This is a genomic window from Methylobacterium sp. 4-46 (assembly GCF_000019365.1).
In the GTDB taxonomy this organism is placed as follows: Bacteria; Pseudomonadota; Alphaproteobacteria; order Rhizobiales; family Beijerinckiaceae; genus Methylobacterium.
Genome location: NC_010511.1, coordinates 4,383,717 through 4,402,413, shown reverse-complemented (window position 1 = coordinate 4,402,413; position 18,697 = coordinate 4,383,717). Strand labels below are relative to the sequence as shown.

The 18,697-nt window shown below is 72.7% G+C and carries 18 protein-coding genes and 1 tRNA gene; 5 read left to right on the top strand and 14 right to left on the bottom strand.

What is annotated here, in order from left to right; genetic code table 11:
* Positions 1–71: 71 nt before the first annotated feature.
* Positions 72–1,016: a cation diffusion facilitator family transporter gene (locus tag M446_RS18940; RefSeq protein ID WP_012333715.1), complete on the top strand. Its 945-nt coding sequence runs from the start codon at positions 72–74 to the stop codon at positions 1,014–1,016.
* Positions 1,017–1,256: 240 nt separating this feature from the next.
* On the opposite strand, the gene M446_RS18935 is transcribed toward M446_RS18940, so the two are convergent.
* The 3 genes from M446_RS18935 to M446_RS18925 all read right to left on the bottom strand — a co-directional run bounded on the left by M446_RS18935 (position 1,257) and on the right by M446_RS18925 (position 4,184).
* Positions 1,257–2,108 carry a class I SAM-dependent methyltransferase gene (locus M446_RS18935; protein ID WP_012333714.1) on the bottom strand — a complete coding sequence of 284 codons (852 nt, stop codon included), beginning with the start codon at positions 2,106–2,108 and terminating at the stop codon, positions 1,257–1,259.
* Positions 2,109–2,114: 6 nt separating this feature from the next.
* A complete protein-coding gene (locus tag M446_RS18930; RefSeq protein ID WP_012333713.1) occupies positions 2,115–3,167 on the bottom strand; it encodes a lysylphosphatidylglycerol synthase domain-containing protein in 1,053 nt (350 codons plus the stop codon).
* A 129-nt stretch (positions 3,168–3,296) separates the two neighbouring features.
* A complete protein-coding gene (locus tag M446_RS18925; protein WP_012333712.1) occupies positions 3,297–4,184 on the bottom strand; it encodes an alpha/beta hydrolase in 888 nt (295 codons plus the stop codon).
* Positions 4,185–4,334: 150 nt separating this feature from the next.
* On the opposite strand from M446_RS18925, the gene M446_RS18920 reads away from it, so the two are divergent.
* Positions 4,335–4,925 carry a GNAT family N-acetyltransferase gene (locus tag M446_RS18920; RefSeq protein ID WP_198292998.1) on the top strand — a complete coding sequence of 197 codons (591 nt, stop codon included), beginning with the start codon at positions 4,335–4,337 and terminating at the stop codon, positions 4,923–4,925.
* 273 nt (positions 4,926–5,198) lie between these two features.
* Here the strand turns inward: M446_RS18920 and fliJ are convergent, their stop codons facing one another.
* Together fliJ and fliI are read right to left on the bottom strand one after the other, a co-directional pair.
* Complete coding sequence (fliJ, locus tag M446_RS18915; protein ID WP_012333710.1) at positions 5,199–5,606, bottom strand: flagellar export protein FliJ; 408 nt, start codon at positions 5,604–5,606, stop codon at positions 5,199–5,201.
* 126 nt (positions 5,607–5,732) lie between these two features.
* Entirely contained in the window at positions 5,733–7,088 is a 1,356-nt protein-coding gene (gene fliI / locus M446_RS18910) for a flagellar protein export ATPase FliI (protein ID WP_012333709.1), read from the bottom strand.
* A 502-nt stretch (positions 7,089–7,590) separates the two neighbouring features.
* Here fliI and ctrA point away from each other — a divergent pair.
* Positions 7,591–8,292 (top strand): response regulator transcription factor CtrA, encoded by a 702-nt coding sequence (gene ctrA / locus M446_RS18905; RefSeq protein ID WP_012333708.1) that lies wholly within the window; start codon positions 7,591–7,593, stop codon positions 8,290–8,292.
* Between the two features lie 60 nt (positions 8,293–8,352).
* Here ctrA and M446_RS34280 read toward each other — a convergent pair whose 3' ends face one another.
* The 4 genes from M446_RS34280 to M446_RS18885 form a co-directional block, all read right to left on the bottom strand.
* Positions 8,353–9,996 carry a hypothetical protein gene (locus M446_RS34280; RefSeq protein WP_012333707.1) on the bottom strand — a complete coding sequence of 548 codons (1,644 nt, stop codon included), beginning with the start codon at positions 9,994–9,996 and terminating at the stop codon, positions 8,353–8,355.
* Positions 9,997–10,069: 73 nt separating this feature from the next.
* Positions 10,070–10,885: a substrate-binding domain-containing protein gene (locus tag M446_RS18895; protein WP_012333706.1), complete on the bottom strand. Its 816-nt coding sequence runs from the start codon at positions 10,883–10,885 to the stop codon at positions 10,070–10,072.
* Entirely contained in the window at positions 10,855–11,586 is a 732-nt protein-coding gene (locus M446_RS18890; protein ID WP_012333705.1) for an ATP-binding cassette domain-containing protein, read from the bottom strand. The genes M446_RS18895 and M446_RS18890 overlap by 31 nt, the downstream gene beginning before the upstream one ends.
* Entirely contained in the window at positions 11,583–12,278 is a 696-nt protein-coding gene (locus M446_RS18885; protein ID WP_012333704.1) for an ABC transporter permease, read from the bottom strand. Before M446_RS18885 ends, M446_RS18890 begins: the two co-directional genes overlap by 4 nt.
* A gap of 210 nt (positions 12,279–12,488) precedes the next feature.
* Here M446_RS18885 and mntR point away from each other — a divergent pair, with 210 nt between their 5' ends.
* Positions 12,489–12,980 (top strand): manganese-binding transcriptional regulator MntR, encoded by a 492-nt coding sequence (gene mntR / locus M446_RS18880; protein ID WP_012333703.1) that lies wholly within the window; start codon positions 12,489–12,491, stop codon positions 12,978–12,980.
* 12 nt (positions 12,981–12,992) lie between these two features.
* Here the strand turns inward: mntR and M446_RS18875 are convergent, their stop codons facing one another.
* The 3 genes from M446_RS18875 to M446_RS18865 all read right to left on the bottom strand — a co-directional run bounded on the left by M446_RS18875 (position 12,993) and on the right by M446_RS18865 (position 14,719).
* Positions 12,993–14,039: a MaoC family dehydratase gene (locus M446_RS18875; RefSeq protein ID WP_012333702.1), complete on the bottom strand. Its 1,047-nt coding sequence runs from the start codon at positions 14,037–14,039 to the stop codon at positions 12,993–12,995.
* Between the two features lie 76 nt (positions 14,040–14,115).
* Positions 14,116–14,430, bottom strand: coding sequence for a DUF167 family protein (locus M446_RS18870; RefSeq protein WP_012333701.1), 315 nt, complete (start codon positions 14,428–14,430; stop codon positions 14,116–14,118).
* Position 14,431: 1 nt separating this feature from the next.
* Complete coding sequence (locus M446_RS18865) at positions 14,432–14,719, bottom strand: YggT family protein (RefSeq protein WP_012333700.1); 288 nt, start codon at positions 14,717–14,719, stop codon at positions 14,432–14,434.
* A 107-nt stretch (positions 14,720–14,826) separates the two neighbouring features.
* On the opposite strand from M446_RS18865, the gene M446_RS18860 reads away from it, so the two are divergent.
* A tRNA-Ala gene (locus M446_RS18860) sits at positions 14,827–14,902 on the top strand.
* A 400-nt stretch (positions 14,903–15,302) separates the two neighbouring features.
* Here the strand turns inward: M446_RS18860 and M446_RS18855 are convergent.
* Together M446_RS18855 and M446_RS18850 are read right to left on the bottom strand one after the other, a co-directional pair.
* Positions 15,303–16,787 (bottom strand): flagellin, encoded by a 1,485-nt coding sequence (locus M446_RS18855; protein WP_012333699.1) that lies wholly within the window; start codon positions 16,785–16,787, stop codon positions 15,303–15,305.
* 607 nt (positions 16,788–17,394) lie between these two features.
* Positions 17,395–18,525 (bottom strand): acyl-CoA dehydrogenase family protein, encoded by a 1,131-nt coding sequence (locus M446_RS18850; protein WP_012333698.1) that lies wholly within the window; start codon positions 18,523–18,525, stop codon positions 17,395–17,397.
* Positions 18,526–18,697: the final 172 nt, after the last annotated feature.

The following is an 18,697-nucleotide window of genomic DNA, read 5'->3' as shown; positions in this document are numbered from 1 at the left end:
GCCGCGCCGACACCCTGTCCGCCCGCCCGACCAGGCTCGCCTGACCCAGCGTGATCGACTATGTCGGTGCCATGGGACACGACCACGCGCACCACCACCACGATCACGGCCATCATCACGGCCATGGGCACGTCCACGCCCCGGCCGAGTTCGGCCGCGCCTTCGCGATCGGCGTCGCCCTCAACACCGGCTTCGTGCTGGTCGAGGCGGTGTTCGGCGTCCTGAGCGACTCCGTGGCGCTGCTGGCGGATGCGGGCCACAATCTCTCGGACGTGCTCGGCCTCCTGATCGCCTGGGCGGCGGCGGTGCTGGCGCGGCGCGCGCCCTCCGCGCGCTTCACCTACGGCCTGCGCGGCAGCTCGATCCTCGCCGCCCTGTTCAACGCCGTGTTCCTGCTGGTGGCGGTCGGGGCCATCGCCTGGGAGGCGATCCTGCGCTTCGCCGACCCGCCCCCCGTGGCCGGCGGCACCGTGATCACCGTCGCGCTGATCGGGATCGCCATCAACGGCTTCACCGCCTGGCTGTTCGCCTCCGGGCGCAAGGGCGACCTCAACATCCGCGGCGCCTACCTGCACATGGTGGCGGATGCGGCGGTCTCGGCGGGGGTCGTCCTGGCGGGGCTCGCGATCGTGCTCACCGGCTGGACCTGGATCGACCCGCTGGTGAGTCTCGTGATCGTGGCGGTGATCGTCGCGGGCACCTGGGGCCTGCTGCGCGACAGCGTGACCATGTCGCTCGCGGCGGTGCCGCCGGGCATCGACCCCGTGGCCGTGCGCCGCTGCCTCGCCGAGCGGCCCGGCGTCGCCGAGGTCCACGACCTGCACGTCTGGTCGATGAGCACCACCGAGACGGCGCTCACCGCCCACCTGGTGATGCCGGCCGGGCACCCGGGCAACCATTTCCTGGCCGAGTGCGGGCAGGTGCTGCGGGAGCGCTTCGGCATCGCGCACGCGACGCTGCAGGTGGAGATCGCGGGCGGCCCGGCCTGCGCGCTCGCCCCGGACCACGTCGTCTAAGCATCCTTCCGGCCGGGACCGGCCGGTGCCGACGTGGTCACCTTTTCGGCGGCGAACCGAAGCACCGCGTCAGCGAAACGCGATGCGACACCAAGAGACCCAAGCAGGATTGCCCCGTGCAATTCTGCTGCGCGGATCGCCCGGCGACGGGGCCGCCGGACCGTCGCAGACGATGCGGCGGGATCGAGAACCCGGAGCGGGATCCGCGGGCGAGGCGACCTGATCCCGCCCGAGGGCGCCTCAGCGCTTGCGCAGCCAGAGGCTGGTCTCGAAGGCGCCCGGCGGGAGGGGCAGGCCCGCCAGCGGGCTGCCGGCGAGCCAATCCGTGCGCGTCGCCACGTAGCGGCTGGCGAAGGCGAGGGCGAAGGCGCCGCCCTGGATCAGCGCGCCCACCACGACCTGCTCGTTGTAGCCGCGCCACGCCCATTCGGGCGGGTAGGCGTCGGGCAGGAAGACGTCGTGCAGGTGGACGAGCACGCCCGGGGCGAGGCGCGGCAGCGCGTCGAGGAGGAGCCGGTCGACGTCGCTGCCCGGCATCGCCACGTGGCTCGAATCGATGAAGAGCAGGTCCCCGGGCGCGAGCGAGGCCAGGGCCTCGCCGTCGCGCGGACCGAACAGCCGCGCCTCGTGCCGCAGGCCGGGCAGGGCCGGCAGCGGCGCGCGCGGGCGCGGGTCGATGCAGGTGAGCGCGGTCGGCATCCCGCCATCGGCCACGGCCTGCGCGAGGAAGCGGGTCGAGTGCCCGGAACCGACCTCGACGATCCGCCGCGGCCGCGCCCGCCGCACCATCGCGTAGGCGGCGGCGGCGTCGAGGCGCGGGAACCAGTCCTGGGTCAGGCGGGGCGGGCGCGGCCCGAGGAGCCCGGGGCCGCCCTCGGCGACGCGCCGCAGATCCCCGGCCCGGGCGGCGATCTCGGCGAGGTGCGCGCGGAAATCCGGCTCGGCCTCCCGGAACAGCGGCTCCAGGGCCGGGTAGCCCTCCTGCGCCGCCCTCGCCGCGGCGTGCCGGTAGGGGATGAAGTAGCCCCCGCCCGGGAGGCCGAGCAGGGCCGCCAAGCCGAGCCGCGCCCGGCGCAGCCGCGCGCGGCCCATCGCGGGTCAGCCGACCTTGCGGATCGGCGGCGAGGCCGGGAGGTCCGGCTTGAGGCCGGGACCGTCGACCGGCGCGGCCGGGGCGCCGGGGGACAGCTCGGCCTTGCCGCGGATCGCGGCGGCGAGGCGGCCGCGCTCGAACAGCAGCACCACCACGATCGCCATGGCGAAGGGCAGGAGCAGGTAGAACAGGCGGAAGATCAGCACCGCGGCGAGCACCTCGACCTTCGGCAGGTCCGGCATCGCCGTGATGAAGACGAGTTCGAACACCCCGAGCCCGCCCGGCGCGTGCGAGACCAGGGCGGCCGAGAACGAGGCCAGGAACACCGCCAGCACGACGAGGAAGCCCGGATTCCCGGCCTCCGGCAGGGCGAAGTAGATGATGCCGGCCGCGCCGATCAGCTCCAGCGGCGCCGCGATGAGCTGGCGCACCATCACGTTCGGGCGGGGGTATTCGAGCTTGAAGCTGCGGATCGTCAGCGGCTTGAGGTGCAGGATCGAGCCCACGACGTAGAGCCCGACCACGCCGAGCAGGCCGGCGCCGAGGATGCGGGCGGTGGCGGGGTTGGTCATCACCCCGGGGAGCATGCCGGTGAGGCGGGTCAGCAGGTCCGGCTGCAGGGTCAGGACGAGGCCGCCGAGCAGCATCGTGCCGAGGCCGAAGGTGAAGGAGCACAGGGCCACCAGCACCGCGACCTGCGCGGCCGTGAGCCCCTTCGACGTGTAGGCCCGGTAGCGCACGAGGGCGCCCGAGAAGACCGAGGCGCCGATATTGTGCGACAGCGCGTAGGTGGTGAAGGAGCACAGCGAGACGAAGAGCCAGGAGATGCCCTTCACGCCGAGGTGGATCAGCGCGATCCGGTCGTACCAGGCCAGGGCCATGTAGGCCATCAGCGTCGAGGCGGCGGCGAGCGCGTAGCGGTGCGGCGGGATCGCCTTGAGGCTCGCCTCGACATCGGCGATCGAGAGCCCCTTCAACTGGTGCCAGAGCAGGTAGATCGAGACCACGACGGCCGCGAGGCCGATCGCCGGCCAAATGAACTCACGAATCTTCTTCATGGCGATGTCCGTCGCACTCCCGGGTCGGGGCGCTTGATGCCCGAGCGCCGTCCTGGCCGCAAGGAGGCGCGTCGCGGCCGGGCGCCCTCCTTTCACGCGATCATGACGGTTTCGTGCCACCGCGACCCCTCACAGGCCGCGCTCGTCCGCCCAGTCGATGAGGAGGCGGGCGACGCCCTCGGCGCCGTAATCGAGCTGCAGGAAATGGGCGATGTCCGGCACGGTCCGGTGCTGCGCGCCGTGGTAGAGCGCCGTGCGCCAGGTCGTCACCGGCCAGATCATGCGGTCGCGGGCGCCGCCGACCACCAGGGCCGGCAGTCCCATCAGGGCGGCCGGGACGGTCGGGGCCGGCCAATGCGCCTCGGCCAGCGCCACCGGGCTCTCCGCCGACATCCGGGCCGCGTAGGCGCGGGCGCGCTCGAAGGAGAGGCCCTCCGAGAACAGCCAGTGGCGGGAGAGCGCCACCGCCGGCCCGCGGCCGGGCAGCAGGGCGCCCGCCAGGGCCTCGACCCAGAAGCCCGGATCCGTGAGGGCGATGCGGGCGCCCACGAGGGCGAGGCCGTCCGGCGGCAGGGGCGCGAGCAGCACGAGCCCGCGCAGGGGCACCTGCCCGATCAGGCGCTGGGCGAGCAGGGCGCCGAGGGAGTGGCCGACCAGGATCGGGGGCTCGCCGCAGCGGGCGATCGCGGCGCGCAGGTCGTACAGGTAGTCGGCGAGGGAGGCCTCCTTCAGCTGGCGGGCGCCCTGGCTGCGGCCGTGGCCGCGCAGGCTGAAGGCCAGCGCCCGCCGCCCGCGCCGGGCGAGGTGCGGCAGGAAGATCTCCTGCCAGATCCAGGCGCCCCCGAAGGCCCCGTGCACGAAAAGCAGCGGCGCGCCGCGGGGCTGGCCGAGGGGGCGCGCCTCCACCCATTCGAGGGCCGGGCCGTCCGGGCGGGCCATCATGTCGGACACGGTCGGCCCCTCCGGGCCGGCCGCGACGGGGAAGCGGTGGACCCCGGTCCCGTTGTCCTGCGTCATCGCCCCGCTCCCGCACCGCCCGCCGGCGGATCTAACGCGGCGCGCGCCCGCTGCAAACGCTGCCAGCCCGCATGAGGTGCCCTCGGCGGCTTGTGCGGGGCTTTGGGCGGGGCTTGCGGCGGCGCCTCACCCTGCGGTAGGGGGCCGGCCATGACGCCTTTGAACTGCGACGGGCTCACCCCCATCCCGGCGACGCACGTGGCGGCGGTCGTGACCTCGCTCGAGATGCGCAACCGCCCTCCCCTGCCGGACGCGCCGGAACTGCCGCTGGCGGCGCTCGGTGCGGACCTCCCCCGCTACCGCGCCCTGTTCGCGCGGATCGGCACGCCCTGGCTCTGGTTCAGCCGGCGGCGGATGGCGGACGCCGCGCTCGCCGCCATCCTGACCGACCCAGCGGTCGAGGCGCTCGCGCTCACGCGGGACGGCCACGACATCGGCCTCGTTGAACTCGACGCGCGGGTCGAGGGCGAGGTCGAGATCGCCTTCCTGGGTCTGGTTCCCGAGGCGGTGGGGCGCGGGATCGGGCGGCAGCTGATGGGAGAGGCCCTGCGCCGCGCCTGGGCGCGACCGGTCTCCCGGGTCTGGGTGCACACCTGCACCTTCGACCACCCCTCCGCGATCGGTTTCTATCAAGCGAGCGGGTTCACGCCGTTCGCCCGCGCGATCGAGGTGGTGCCGGACCCGCGCCTCTCGGGCCACCTCCCGCGCGAGGCAGCGCCGCACGTGCCGGTGCTGGCCTGATCCGACATTCGACGGATTGCGTCGCCATCTCCCATTTCGGCAATGCGGATGTCGGCGTCGCTCAAGCGCCGCGCGGGCTCGTCATACCAAATCCGCTTGATCCCTTCGGGATGGCGGATTGGGGCTTCGCTCAAGCGCCGCGCGGGCTTGGCAGACGCTGTCCGGACGTGATCGTCCGGACAGCGGATGACACGCTGATCGTCTGTCGCTGCCGGGGACGCCAGCTCCGCAGAGGCGCCGTCCGGGCAACGACCGGCACATCCCGCCCGCGGCTCAGGCCCGGGCGCGGCCGAGCCCGATCGCGTCGAGATCCGACTGCTCGCGCGCCGCGTCCGCGGCCCGCTCGGCCGAGCGCTCGCGGTCGTCGAGGATCTCGACCTTCTTCAGCTCCTCGAAGGCTTCCGCCAGGGCCGCCTTGGCCTCGGCGAGCTGCGCGTCGAGGTCGCTGGCGGAGCGCCGGATGTTGTCGCGCCGCTGAGCCGCCGCCCGCGCGTAGGTCGGGTAGGCGAAATGGGCCGGGTCGGTGATCCCGGCGCGCTGCTCCTCCTGCGCGACCTCACGGTCGAGTTCCGCCGCCATCCGGGCGAAATCGGCGATCATCGACTCGATCTGGGTGACGCGGCGGCGCTTCTCGTCCACCTGGAAGCGTCGCAACCGGATGAGCGTATCCCGCGATTTCATCGTGCTCCCACTCCACGCCGTCGGGCGGTGTCCCCACCCTCGCTCTCGCCCGAGCGCGGCGCGGCGCACGCGCCGCGAGGCCCGGGATGCGATCCCGGCTCAGGGCGTCGGCTGCGGCGGTCCGGCTCAGGGCCCGCCGACGATCGCCGCCAGGCGCTGGTATCCTTCCCCCAGGGAGGTTGCTTCTTCCTTACCCTGCCTCATAAAAGCCTCCAGGTCGGGCATCAGGCCGATCGCCTCGTCGACGTCGGGCGAGGAGCCCGGCCGGTAGGCGCCGAGGCGGATCAGTTCCTCCATGTCGGCGTAGGTGGAGAGGAGCCAGCGCGCGCGCTGCACCGTCGGCAGGAAGGCCGGGTCGCAGGCGCGCGGCATGGTGCGGGAGACCGAGCGCAGCACGTTGATCGCCGGGTAGCGCCCGCCCTCGGCGATCCGCCGCTCCATCACGATGTGGCCGTCGAGGATGCCGCGCACCGCGTCGGCGACGGGCTCGTTGTGGTCGTCGCCCTCGACCAGCACCGTGAACAGGCCGGAGATGGAGCCCGCCCCGGTGCCGGGCCCCGCCCGCTCCAGCAGGCGCGGCAGCTCGCTGAACACGGTCGGCGTGTAGCCCTTGGCGGTGGGCGGCTCGCCGGCCGCGAGGCCCACGTCCCGCTGCGCCATGGCGAAGCGGGTGACCGAGTCGATCATGCAGAGCACCTGCGCGCCCGCGTCGCGAAAAGACTCGGCGAGCGCGAGGGTGACGTAGGCGGCGTTGCGGCGCATCAGCGCCGGCTCGTCGGAGGTCGCCACCACCACCACGGAGCGGGCGAGGCCCTCGGGGCCGAGATCGTCCTGCAGGAATTCCTGCACCTCGCGGCCGCGCTCGCCGACGAGGCCGATCACCGCCACGTCGCAGGCGGCGGCCCGGGCGAGCATCGAGAGCAGCACCGACTTGCCCACGCCCGAGCCGGCGAAGATGCCCATCCGCTGGCCCACGCACATGGTCAGGAAGGTGTTGATGCAGCGCACCCCGAGGTCGAGGGGCGGCCCGACCCGGGCCCGCGCGTGGGCGGGCGGCGGGTCGGCGCGGAGCGGATAGGGGAGCGGTCCCGGCGGCAGCGGCCCGCGCCCGTCGACGGGCCGCCCGAGCGCGTCGACCACCCGCCCGAGCCAGGCCGGGGACGGCCGGATCGCCCCCGCCTCCTCGGCGCCCACCCGGGCCGGGCAGCCCCGGCGCACGCCCTGGAGCGACCCGAACGGCATCGCCAGGGCGTGGGACCCCGAGAAGCCGATGATCTCGCAGGGCACGCTGCCCTCGCCGCCGCGCCCCTCCACGGCGATGTCGAGCCGCCCACCGAGCCGCATCGCCGCGACCGGGCCGGCCACCTCCACGAGGAGCCCGCGGATCGCCACGACCCGGCCGAACACCTCCAGGGTCTCGACCCCGTCGAGCGCCGCCCGGGCCGCCGCGAGCCGCCCCGCCCCCCCGCCTTCCTGCCCCATCGCACCCTCGCCCCGTCCCCTCGCCCCGTCCCAGAAACCTTTCGACGCCCCCGGCAATTTGTGGAACAAGGGGCGACCGTGCCTCGCCGCACCCGTTCCACGCTCTGTGGATGGGCGCGGGCGCGGGGACACCATCAACCTTCCATTTACCCGTCTCCTTAACACTGCGCGGTAACGGACGAGCGGCAGCCCGAGGGCGGAAATCCGAGGGCGTGTCGCGGAAGTCACAAAAGGGATGAATGCGAATCCCTGGAGCCGGTTAGCCCGGCCCCAGGGCGGACCGACAGGGCTCGCGGGCGATGGCGGGCCGGAACGGAACGACAACGTGCAACGGATTGCCGGGCTTGGCGGATTCGAGGCGCTTGCGGGACGGAATCAGGCTTTGTTAACGCTTTGGGCATAGCGTCGCGAGTCGAATGCAGACGGGCATCCGCCACGGGCCGGTGGCGGATGGGCGGCGGGTGTTTGCCTCACCCTCATGGGCCAGGGCTTGGGGACTGAGATGCGCGTACTTCTGATCGAGGATGACAGCGCCACGGCGCAGAGCATCGAGTTGATGCTCAAGTCCGAGAACTTCAACACCTATACGACAGATCTCGGCGAGGAGGGCGTCGACCTCGGCAAGCTGTACGACTACGACATCATCCTCCTCGATCTGAACCTGCCCGACATGTCGGGCTACGAGGTGCTGCGGTCGCTGCGCGTCGCCAAGGTGAAGACGCCGATCCTGATCCTGTCGGGCATGGCCGGGATCGAGGACAAGGTGAAGGGTCTGGGCTTCGGCGCGGACGACTACCTGACGAAGCCCTTCCACAAGGACGAGCTCGTCGCGCGGATCCACGCGATCGTGCGGCGGTCGAAGGGGCACGCCCAGTCGGTGATCACCACGGGCGACCTGATCGTCAATCTCGATCAGAAGACCGTCGAGGTCTCGGGCGCCCGGGTCCACCTGACCGGCAAGGAGTACCAGATGCTGGAACTCCTCTCGCTGCGGAAGGGCACGACCCTCACCAAGGAGATGTTCCTCAACCACCTCTACGGCGGCATGGACGAGCCCGAGCTGAAGATCATCGACGTCTTCATCTGCAAGCTGCGCAAGAAGCTGGCCAATGCCAGCCAGGGCAAGAACTACATCGAGACGGTGTGGGGCCGCGGCTACGTGCTGCGCGAGCCGACCGACGACGAGGATCGAATCGCCGTCTGAGGGCCGGTCCGGCCCGCGCCGCCGCGCGGCGCGGCCGCGGCGCGGTGACGGCGCGCCGGATCAGGTCTCGGTCAGGGCGAGTCCGGCGAGATGCTCGTAGCCCGGCCGCGTGACCTTCTGCATCCAGACATCCGCGAGCGACCCGATGTCGATGGCGATGCCGCCGTGCCGGCGGATCGTGAGGGCGTAGAACTTCCCCAGCAGCCCGCCCGCCACCAGGAAGATCCGGCCGTCGAGGGGGCGCGAGAGCCGGGCGGTCACCGCCTCGAACACGTCGGGGTAATGCGCGCCCCCGGCCGCCTGCTCGCCGATCAGACGGCGCGACATCTGCTCGCCCGGGATCTTGTGGAACTCGACCGCCCCGACCCCGAAGCGGCGCCGGATCGCCTCCGGCAGGTCCGGGAAGCAGGCGATCAGCCCGACCTCCGCCTCCCCCGCGAGGAGGTCGCGGAAGAAGTCGCCCTGGCCGAGGGCCACGTGGATCGTCTGCTGGCAGAGCGGCGGCACGGGCAGGCCAGCGGCGGCGCGGGCGTCGAGCCAGCGCAGGACGTTGGTGACGCCCGGGACGCCCGACGGGGTCACGATCCGGTACTCGTGCTCGATCCAGGCCCGGTAGGGCACGCCGAGGATGTCGGCCTCGGCGGCCGCCTCGGACAGGCCCGCGGCCAGGGTCGAGAAGCCGCTCCCCGCCGCGTCGAACCGGTCGCCGAACCAGATCCGGGCGAAGGTCTCGCGGTTGGCCGCGTAGAGCGGCGCGAAGGCGGCCTCGTCGGCCGCGTCGACGCGCAGGAGGCACCCCTCGCCATCCCCGAGGCGGAGCAGCGCGAAGGGGCGCCGCGCCGCCTTGGCGGCGAGGATGCGCTCCGCCACCCCGCCGGGCTCCAGGTAGGTGAAGCGGCCCGGCAGCCCGTCGACGAGGGCGAGGGCCTGCTCCCGCGGGACCCGCCGCAGATAGGCCCCGAGCGCCCGCAGCGCGGCGCCCTCCGCGGGGGCGAGCCCGGCCTCGGCGAGGGCCGCCTGCGCCTCCCGCTCGCGTCCGGTCACGGTGAGGAGGTGGACCAGAAGGGACGCCGCCTCGCGGTTGCGCGGCAGCGCGGCGACCAGGGCGCGGGCGTGCCCAATCGCCTCCTCGAAGCGGCCCGCCACCCGCGCCTCGCGGGCCGCGTCGCAGAGCGCGAATTGCGCGTGGCGGAAGAAGCGCCCCTCCGCGCGGCCCCATTGCAGGAAATGGGCGACGAACTGCCACTCGTCGTCGAACAGCAGCGCCAGATCCTCGTTGCGCCGGTAGGCGTCGATCTCGAAATGCGGCCCGAGCGGGCCGTGCGCCCGTTCGAGCCGCGCGAGGTGGTCCGCCACGTTGCGCGGTCGCCCTTCCCCGCGCCCGCGCTCCAGGTAATGGGCGAGGAACTCCCAATCCTGCGCGAAGACCTCCGCGAGGTCGGGCTGTCGGCGGTAGAAGGCGAGGTCGAAATCGGGCTCGGGCGGGCCGTAATGCGCGGCGAGCCGGTGCAGGAAGACCTCCGCGTTGGGCGCGCGTCCCTCCCGGCGCCCGGTCACCGCGAAGTGCCGCGCCCGCTCCTCGGGCGACAGCGCCCGCGCGTCGAGGTAGCGGCGGGCGTAGAAGTCCGGATCGAAGGCCTCCTCGCCAGCACCGCGGGGGCCGAGGAGGGCGCGCGCGCGGCGCCACAGGCTCGAAGCAGGCACTGACGTCGTCTCCGCCGCGGATCCCCGGGAGCGCGTCCATGCACCGCGCGCCGCGCGCCGGCAAGCCGGCGCGTCACGTCCCGGCATTGGGGACGAAGAGCGGCTCGCCGCCGATCCGGTAGCCCGCGATCACGCCCTGCCCGGCGGGGGAGACCAGCCAGTCGATGAAGGCCTGACCCGCGCGCGCCTTCACGTGCGGGTGCTTGGCCGGATTGACCAGGATCACGCCGTACTGGTTGAACAGGCGCGGGTCGCCCTCGACCAGGACCTTGAGGTCCTGGCGGTTCTTGAAGGCGAGCCAGGTGCCGCGGTCGGCGAGCAGGTAGGCGTTGGTCGCGGCGGCGGCGTTGAGCGCCGGGCCCATGCCCTGGCCGATCTCCTTGTACCACTCGCCCCGCACCGCGCCGAGGTCGAGCCCGGCCTCCCGCCACATCCTGAGCTCCGCGGCGTGCGTGCCCGAGCGGTCCCCGCGCGAGACGAAGGGCGCCCTCGCGGCGGCGATCTTGCGGAAGGCCTGGGCGACGTCCCGCCCGGCGATCCCCGCCGGGTCGTCCCTCGGCCCGATCACCACGAAGTCGTTGTACATCACGGGGAAGCGCTCCACGCCGAAGCCGTCGCGCACGAAGGCCTCCTCGGCGGGCTGATCGTGAACGAAGACCACGTCCGCGTCGCCGCGGCGGCCGACGTCGAGGGCCTGACCGGTGCCGAGGGCGACCACCCGCACGCCGATTCCGGTCGCCTCGGTGAAGCGCGGCAGCAGGTGACCGAACAGGCCCGACTGCTCGGTCGAGGTCGTCGAGGCGACCGTGATGCTCTCCCCGGCGCGCGCCGGCGCGGCGGCGAGCCAGGCGGCGAGAGTCAGGCAGAACAGGCGGCGAAGGCGGTCCACGGCAATTCTCCGGCGAGGTAGGCCCGGGTCTCGGGCGCGCGGGGATGGGTGAGGACTTGCGAGACCGGGCCGTGCTCCGCCACCCGCCCGCCCGACAGGACCACGACGTCGCGGGCGAGCCGCGCCACCTGCCCGAGATGGTGCGAGACGAGGAGCACCTTCACGCCCTCCCGCGCCATCCCGGCGACCACCTGCTCGACCCGCTCGGCCGCGGCCGGGTCGAGGTTGGCGGTGGGCTCGTCGAGGAGCAAGAGGTCCGGCGCCACCGCCCAGGCGCGGGCCAGGGCGAGGCGCTGCTGCTCGCCCCCCGAGAGCCGCGTCGCCGGATCCCGCGCCCGGTCCGCGAGCCCGACCAGGGCGAGGGCCGCGCGGCAGCGCGCCCGCGCCTCGGCCCGGCGCCAGCCGGCCGCCGCGAGGGCGAGGCGGATGTTGTGCCCGGCGCTCGCCCGCACGAGGCCGGGCCGCTGGAACACGAAGGCGCGCCGGGCGGGTGCCCCGCCCGGCCCGATCCGCACCGCGCCGGCGCTCAGGGGCAGAAGCCCGTCGAGGAGGCGCAGCAGCACGCTCTTGCCCGCCCCGTTCGGCCCGATCAGCGCGGTGATGCCCGGCTCCTCGATGCGCAGGCTGACGCGGTCGAGGATGGTGCGCCCCCCGGCGCGGAACGACAGGCCGTCGAGGAGGATCGGCAGGGCCGGGCTCATCCGTAGGCCCGCGCCGCGTAGCCGCGCAGCAGGGCGGCGGCGGCATTGAGGGCGACCACGAGGCCGATCAGCACGAGGCCGAGGGCGAGGGCGAGGGGCAGGTCCCCCTTCTGCGTCTCGAGGGAGATCGCCGTCGTCATGGTGCGGGTCTGACCCGCGATGTTGCCGCCGACCACGAGCACGGCCCCCACCTCCGAGATGGCGCGGCCGAAGGCCGCCAGCACCACGGTGACCAGGGAGAAGCGCGCGTCGTGCACGAGCGCCGCCGCGCGCCGGAGCGGGCCGAGCCCGAGCGAGCGCAGCTGCTCGCCGAGTTGCGCCTCCGCGTCGGCGAGGATCTGGCGCGCCAGGGCGGCGACCAGCGGCGTGACCAGGACGGTCTGCGCCGCGATCATGGCGGCGGGGGTGAAGAGCAGGCCCAGCGGCCCGAGCGGCCCCGAGCGCGACAGCAGGAGGTAGAGGAGGAGTCCGATGATGACCGGCGGCAGGCCCATGAGGGCGTTGAGCAGGCTCACGAGCGCGTCCCGGCCCGGAAACCGCGCCACGGCCGCCAGGGCCCCGAGCGGGATGCCGAGCCCCGCCCCGATCAGCACCGCCGAGAGGCTCACCCGCAGGGACAGCCACGCGATCGCCACGACCTCGCGGTCGAGGCCCGCCAGCTTCGCCAGCGTCTCGCGAACGGTCTCGCCCATCGACTTCGCGCATCTCCCGGTTGCGCTGCTGATGCAATGGGCGCTGCCGGCCACACAATAGGAAAACCGTTGCATATGCGGCGGCTCCGCCGCGGCGGCCGCGCTCCACTTGTTCCCGGCCGCGGACTCGTCCCCCTGCACACCCGCCGCCCCCTCGTCTAAGAAGGGCGCGCGACGCGCAGCCGACCCCGAGGTGGATCGTCCCGACCCATGCAGCACCTGCCCCACGACGACGCGGCGGACAGCCCTCCGGCGCGCGACCCCCAGGATGAGACCGGCCTCGTCGACGCCGAGCGGCATTCGGCCGGCTTCCGGCAGGTGCGCGAGGCGCGCCGGCTCGAACTGGTGGAGGATTACGTCGAGCTGATCGCCGACCTGATCGGGGATACGGGCGAGGCCCGGCAGGTGGACATCGCGGCGCGCCTCGGCGTGGCGCAGCCGACCGTCGCCAAGATGCTCAAGCGCCTCGCCGAGGACGGGCTGGTGCAGCAGCGCCCCTACCGGGGCGTCTTCCTGACCGAGGCGGGCCGGGCGCTCGCGACGGAATCGCGCGAGCGCCACCGGGTCGTGGAGGCCTTCCTGCTGGCCCTCGGGGTGAGCCCGGACGTGGCGCGCTGCGACGCCGAGGGCATCGAGCACCATGTCAGCCGCGAGACCCTCGACGCCTTCCGGCGCTTCACGGCCGGGAGCGGCGACGCCTGAGGCCCCCGCCGCTCACTTCGGCATCAGCGCCCAGTAATCGAGGTCGAGGATGACCGCGGGGTCGTACCCGTCCCCGGCGCGGTCCGGATGGGCGCCGCAGGGCTGGTTCTTGGCCGCGACCGTGCGCAGGCGCAGGGCCCCGACGTCGCTGCGGCCCGGCAGGTCGGCGGCGGCGAGCACCTCGCTCCAGGCGTAGACGGTGTCGCCCGCGAAGAGCGGCGCCACGTGGCGGCCCGCATTGATCCCCACGATCGAGAACGCGTTGGCCAGCCCGTTGAAGCTGAGCGCCCGCGCCAGCGAGATGACGTGGCCGCCATAGATCAGCCGCCGCCCGAACCGCGTCTCCTTCACGGCGTGCGCGTCGAAATGGACCTTGGCGGTGTTCTGGTAGAGGCGGGTGGCGATCTGGTGCTCGGCCTCCTCGACGGTCATGCCGTCGACGTGGTCGATGCGCTCGCCCGGGGCGTAGTCGCCGAAGCGGTGCGGGCTGCCCGCCAGAACCGTGTCGTAGGCGGCCGGATCGAAGGGCGGCAGGGAGGCGGCCAGGTCGGCGGCCTCGACCGCCTTGGCAAGCGTCGGCACCGCCTCCTCGGCGATCGCCGCGGCGGGGTCGCGCTTGCGCACCAGCACCCAGCGGCAATAGGTCAGGACGGGCGCCCCGCCCGCGTCGTAGCCCGTCGAGCGCACGTAGACCACGCCGGTCTGGCGGTTCGAACTCTCCTTGAGGCCGATCACCTCCGAGACCGAGGACAGGGTCTCGCCCGGATAGACCGGCCGCAGGAAGCGGCCCTCCGCGTAGCCGAGATTGGCGAGCGCGTTGAGGGAGATGTCCGGGACCGTCTTGCCGAAGACGACGTGGAACACGAGCAGGTCGTCGAGGGGCGCCCGCTCGTAGCCGAAGGCCCGCGCGAAGGCGTCCGAGGATTGCACCGCGAAGCGCGGCCCGTAGAGGGCGGTGTAAAGCGCCACGTCGCCGGTGGTCACGGTGCGGGGCGTGGCGTGGCGGATGGTCTCGCCGAGGCGGAAATCCTCGAAGAACCGGCCCGGATTCGTTTTCATCGTCGTCCCTCGGAGGAGCGTGCGGAGCTCGGCGCCTTGTCGCACCGCGGCGCGGCGCGGTGCGATACGCCTTTCGTCAGGGCCCGAGCAGGGCGCCGATGCGGGCAGCCAGGGCCTGGCCGTCGCCGGCCACGCGGAAGAGCTTCACCCGCGCGGTGGCGCCCGCCGCCAGGGTGACGGCGCGGGCGGGGCAGCCGAGCGCCTCCGCGAGGACGGCGCGGATCGCCGCGTTGGCGGCCCCGTCCTCGGGGGCTGCCCGCACCCGGACCTTGAGGACCGGCAGGCCGTCCGCGCGGGTCTCGATCCCCTCGACGGCGTCGCGGCCGCCCCGCGGGGTCGCCCGCACCCGCACTTCGAGCCCGTCCGTCAGGAGGCGCCAGGGCCGGGTCATGTCAGGCCAGCGTCGCGAAGAGTTCGAACATCAGGTTGCGCAGGAAGAACAGGAGCAGGACGAGGATGATCGGCGAGATGTCGATCCCGCCGAGATTCGGCAGGATGCGCCGGATCGGCCGCAGCGCCGGATCGGTCACCCGGAACAGGAAATCCTCGATCTGGGAGACGATGGGGTTGCGGACGTTCACGACGTTGAAGGCGACGAGCCAGCTCAGGACCGCGCTCGCGATCAGGAGATAGACGTAGAGCGTGATGACGTTGTCGATGAGCCAGAGAAGCGAGCGCATGCGCGGTCCGTAGGTCCTCGTCGCCCGAGAAGGCACGGCGTGCGGTTCGGAGCGGGAAGGGAATTGACAGGGTGAAGCGGGCCGGCCTACAAGGCCCCCGCCTCGCCGGGGCTGTAGCTCAGATGGGAGAGCGCCGCAATCGCACTGCGGAGGTCAGGGGTTCGAATCCCCTCAGCTCCACCAACTTCCTTACCGAAGCGTAGGGCATTGGTGGCAAGGTCGATCAGGAGGGCGAGCCGAAATGCCGCCCGGATTGTCCTGAAGATTGTGGATGCGAAGGCCCTCCGAAGGGGGCGCCCTCCGCTGCGGCACGGACGGCCGTGATCCTGCCGTCTGCGCGCGACGGGACGGACCGCCTGCGCTTCCCGCTCCCCCTGATTGCCATCGCGCCGGCGCGAGGCCGCGGCCCGGCAGGACCGCCCCGACGCGCGGACACCGCCGGCGGTGCGGGGCGGGATCGGGGCTGCGGGGCGATGTCGTCCCGAGCCGAATGGCCTCGGACCAGTCCGCCCGTACGTCCCGTCTCCGCGTCATCGGGCTGCCGAACCGGTGACCGCATCGGCACCGGCCGGCGGAATGGAGCTTAGCGGAACAGGGTGAGCAGGGCTTGCCCTGAGGAATTCGCGATGCTGAGCGCCTGGACGGCGAGTTGCTGCTGCGTCTGCAGCGCCTTCAGCTTCGTCGATTCCTCCTCGATGTCGGCGTCGACCAGGGTGCCGATCGTGGCGGTGTTCGCCTTCATGAGCGAGTCGACGAAGCTCGTCTGGCCTTCGATCTGGTTCTTGCCCGCGCCGAGCTTGGTGCCGGCATCGGTGACCGCCGCCAGGGCCTTGTCGACGGCCGCGATAATGTCCTTGAGGTTGCTGTCGCCGGCCGTCCCGACCAGCTTCGAAATGTCGAAATTGGCGATCGAGTAGCTGCCGCCGCCGAAGGAGGCATCGTAGCTGCCGACGCTCGTGTCGATGATGCCGCGGGCCGTGGTGGTTCCCGCATCCGTGCCCTTGCCGGTGGCCGCGAGCCCCGCCGTCGTGCCGAAGCCGAAATCCTTCAGCGTGTTGCCCGCCGTGGCGGTCCCGACGGTCAGGGTGGCGGTCAGGGTCGCGCCGGTATCCGTGGTGCGGAAGACCAGCCGGCCCGAGGAATCGAGGGCGGCGGTGATCAGGCCCTTCAGCCCGCCCGTCGTGATCGCCACCGCGGAGCCGCCGGCTCCCGTCTGGGGCAACGTGCTCGCGCCGATGACGTTGTTGATGGCTCTCAGGAATTCGTCCGTCGTGACCTTCGAGCGATCGTTTGCCGCCGTTATCAGCGTCGAATTGTTCAGGACGATGTTCACCTTGCCGCCATAGGCGCCCGCGGCCGTTCCGGCCGCCCCACCCGCGGTGCCGAGCCGGTCGATCTGGAGGGTGAAGTTGACCTCGTTCGTGCCCGAGAAGTCGGCCGTCCCGTTCGTGAAGAGCGGCGTCCCGGTGAGCGACTGGCCTGCCGTGAACTGCGCCTGGGTCGCCGCCGAGGTGATGCTGGTCGCGTTGACGTCGTAGAGCTTGATCGCGTTCACGTTGACGTCGATGGTCGAGAACGAGACGGTGCCGGCGGCATTGCGCGCGAAGCCCGCCACCACGCTCTCCACCGGACGAAACCGCGCGTTCGTGGCCGAGGAATCCACCGACAGCCAGTTCACTCCGTTCGACACGGACGAGTCGGCCGTGGCCTTCATCTTGTTCTGGATGGCGGAGATCTCGGTCTGCACCTTGCTGCGATCGGTCCCGCCCTGGAGGGCGGTCTGCAGCTTGGCCCGGATGTTCTGCAGGTCCGAGATGATGCTATTGATGCCGTTATAGGCCGTCCCCACCGCGGAGGCCCCCAGGCCGAGCGAGTCCTTCACGGCGCCGAGCGAGGCGTTGTCGGAGCGCACCGCGGTCGCGATCGACCAGTAGGCGGCGTTGTCGGCCGCGGCCGAGACGCGCTGGCCCGTCGACACCCGGTTGCTCGTGGTGTCGAGGTTCGCGTTGATCAACTTCAGCGTGGTCAACGCCGTCATCGCGGCGGAGTTGGTCAGCAGGCTCGTCAAGGTTGCCCTCCTGGAGCGCCCCGCTCCGGGCCGCTCGCGCTGGCGAAGGATCGAATCGTGTCGGGTCTTCCGGGCCCTGCTGCCGGCCGCCGCCTGTGCGGCGGGAGGCGGCGGCGGCCTGCCCCGGTCGTCGCGGGACGATCTTTGTCGCACGCGGGGTTAAAATGCCGTTAAGGATAACAAGTGGTTTCGGGTCGGCTCGACCGTTCTGTGCCGTTCCCGCACCCGTTTGCATGACCGCTGCGATCCCGCGGCAAAGCGGAAATATGGTTCATATGAAATTAATGCGGGGCGATCGACCTTGAAGCGGGCAGTCGGTCCTGCTTCTCAGCAGGGTCAGTCGGGGCGGACAGCCCGACCTCATCGCTTCCGCGGCACTCTCTCGTCGATCACAAGCGCCCTGGCCGCGGCGCTCTGCCAGGATCATCCTGGGCGCGCGGCGCCTCTTCGGGGTGGCTCGGGTCGCGCAGGTCCCCGCGCCCGCCGCGCGGGAGGGGTCACGCCGCCGGATCGGACCCATACCTCGGACCGCGCCCGAACCGGATCCGGGACCGCGCCATCCCGGTGCCGGTCGGGGCGAATCGCCCGGCCTCGGCGCTGCCGCCGCTCAGCCCGTCAGCGCCCGGCTGATCACGATGCGCTGCACGTCGCTGGTGCCCTCGTAGATCTGGCAGACGCGCACGTCCCGGTAGATGCGCTCGACGGGATAATCCGCCAGGTAGCCGTAGCCGCCGTGGATCTGGATCGCGTCCGAGCACACGGCCTCGGCCATCTCGGAGGCGAAGAGCTTGGCCATCGCGGCCTCCTTCAGGCAGGGCTGCCCGGCATCGCGCAGCCGCGCGGCGTTGTGCACGAGGAGCCGCGCCGCCTCGATCCGCGTCGCCATGTCGGCGAGGCGGAAGGCCACCGCCTGGTGGGCGGTGAGCTTCTGCCCGAAGGTCTCCCGCTCGCCCGCGTAGGCGAGGGCCGCCTCGAAGGCGGCCCGGGCCATGCCGACCGCCTGGGCGGCGATGCCGATTCGCCCGCCCTCCAGGTTGGAGAGGGCGATCCGCAGCCCCTCTCCCTCCTGCCCGAGCAGCAGGTCGGGCGTCAGCTCCATGTCCTCGAACACGATCTGGGCGGTGTCCGAGGCGCGCTGCCCGAGCTTGTGCTCGATCCGGGCGACGCGGTAGCCCGGGGTGGCGGTCGGGACGATGAAGGCCGAGATGCCCCTCTTGCCGGCCTCCGGATCGGTCACCGCGAAGACGATGGCGAGGTCGGCGCTGCGCCCCGAGGTGATGAACTGCTTGGTGCCCGAGAGGACGTAGCGGTTGCCGACGCGCCGCGCCCGCGCCGTGACGGCGCCCGCGTCCGACCCGGCCCCCGGCTCGGTCAGGCAGAAGGCGCCGAGCTGCGCGCCCCGCGCCAGCGGCACCAGGAAACGCTCCTTCTGCGCCTCGGTGCCGAAGCGCAGGATCGGCACGCAGGCCACCGAATTGTGGACGCTCATGATGGTCGAGACCGCCCCGTCCCCCGCCGCGATCTCCTCGATCGCGAGCGCGTAGGAGACGTGGTCCACGGCCGAGCCCCCATAGGCCTCCGGCACCAGCATGCCCAGGAAGCCGAGTTCGCCCAGGGCCGCGACGGCCTCGCGCGGGAACCGGGAGTCCCGGTCCCACTCCGCCGCGAAGGGCCTCAGGCGCGCCTGCGCGAAGCTGCGGGCCGTGTCGCGGATGAGGATCTGGTCGTCTGACAGCATCGGCGGCCTCCCGGCGGCGAGGGCGCGAACCAATCCTTGCCCTCGCTCAGGCCCGATCCTGTAGCATGCGGGCGGGCGCCGGCCAGGAAGGCCGGCGGGCCCGGGCCGCCGAACACCCCGCTCCCCCGCCGAACCGGCCCGGCGCCGCCGGGGAGCGCCGCAGGGAGCTTTG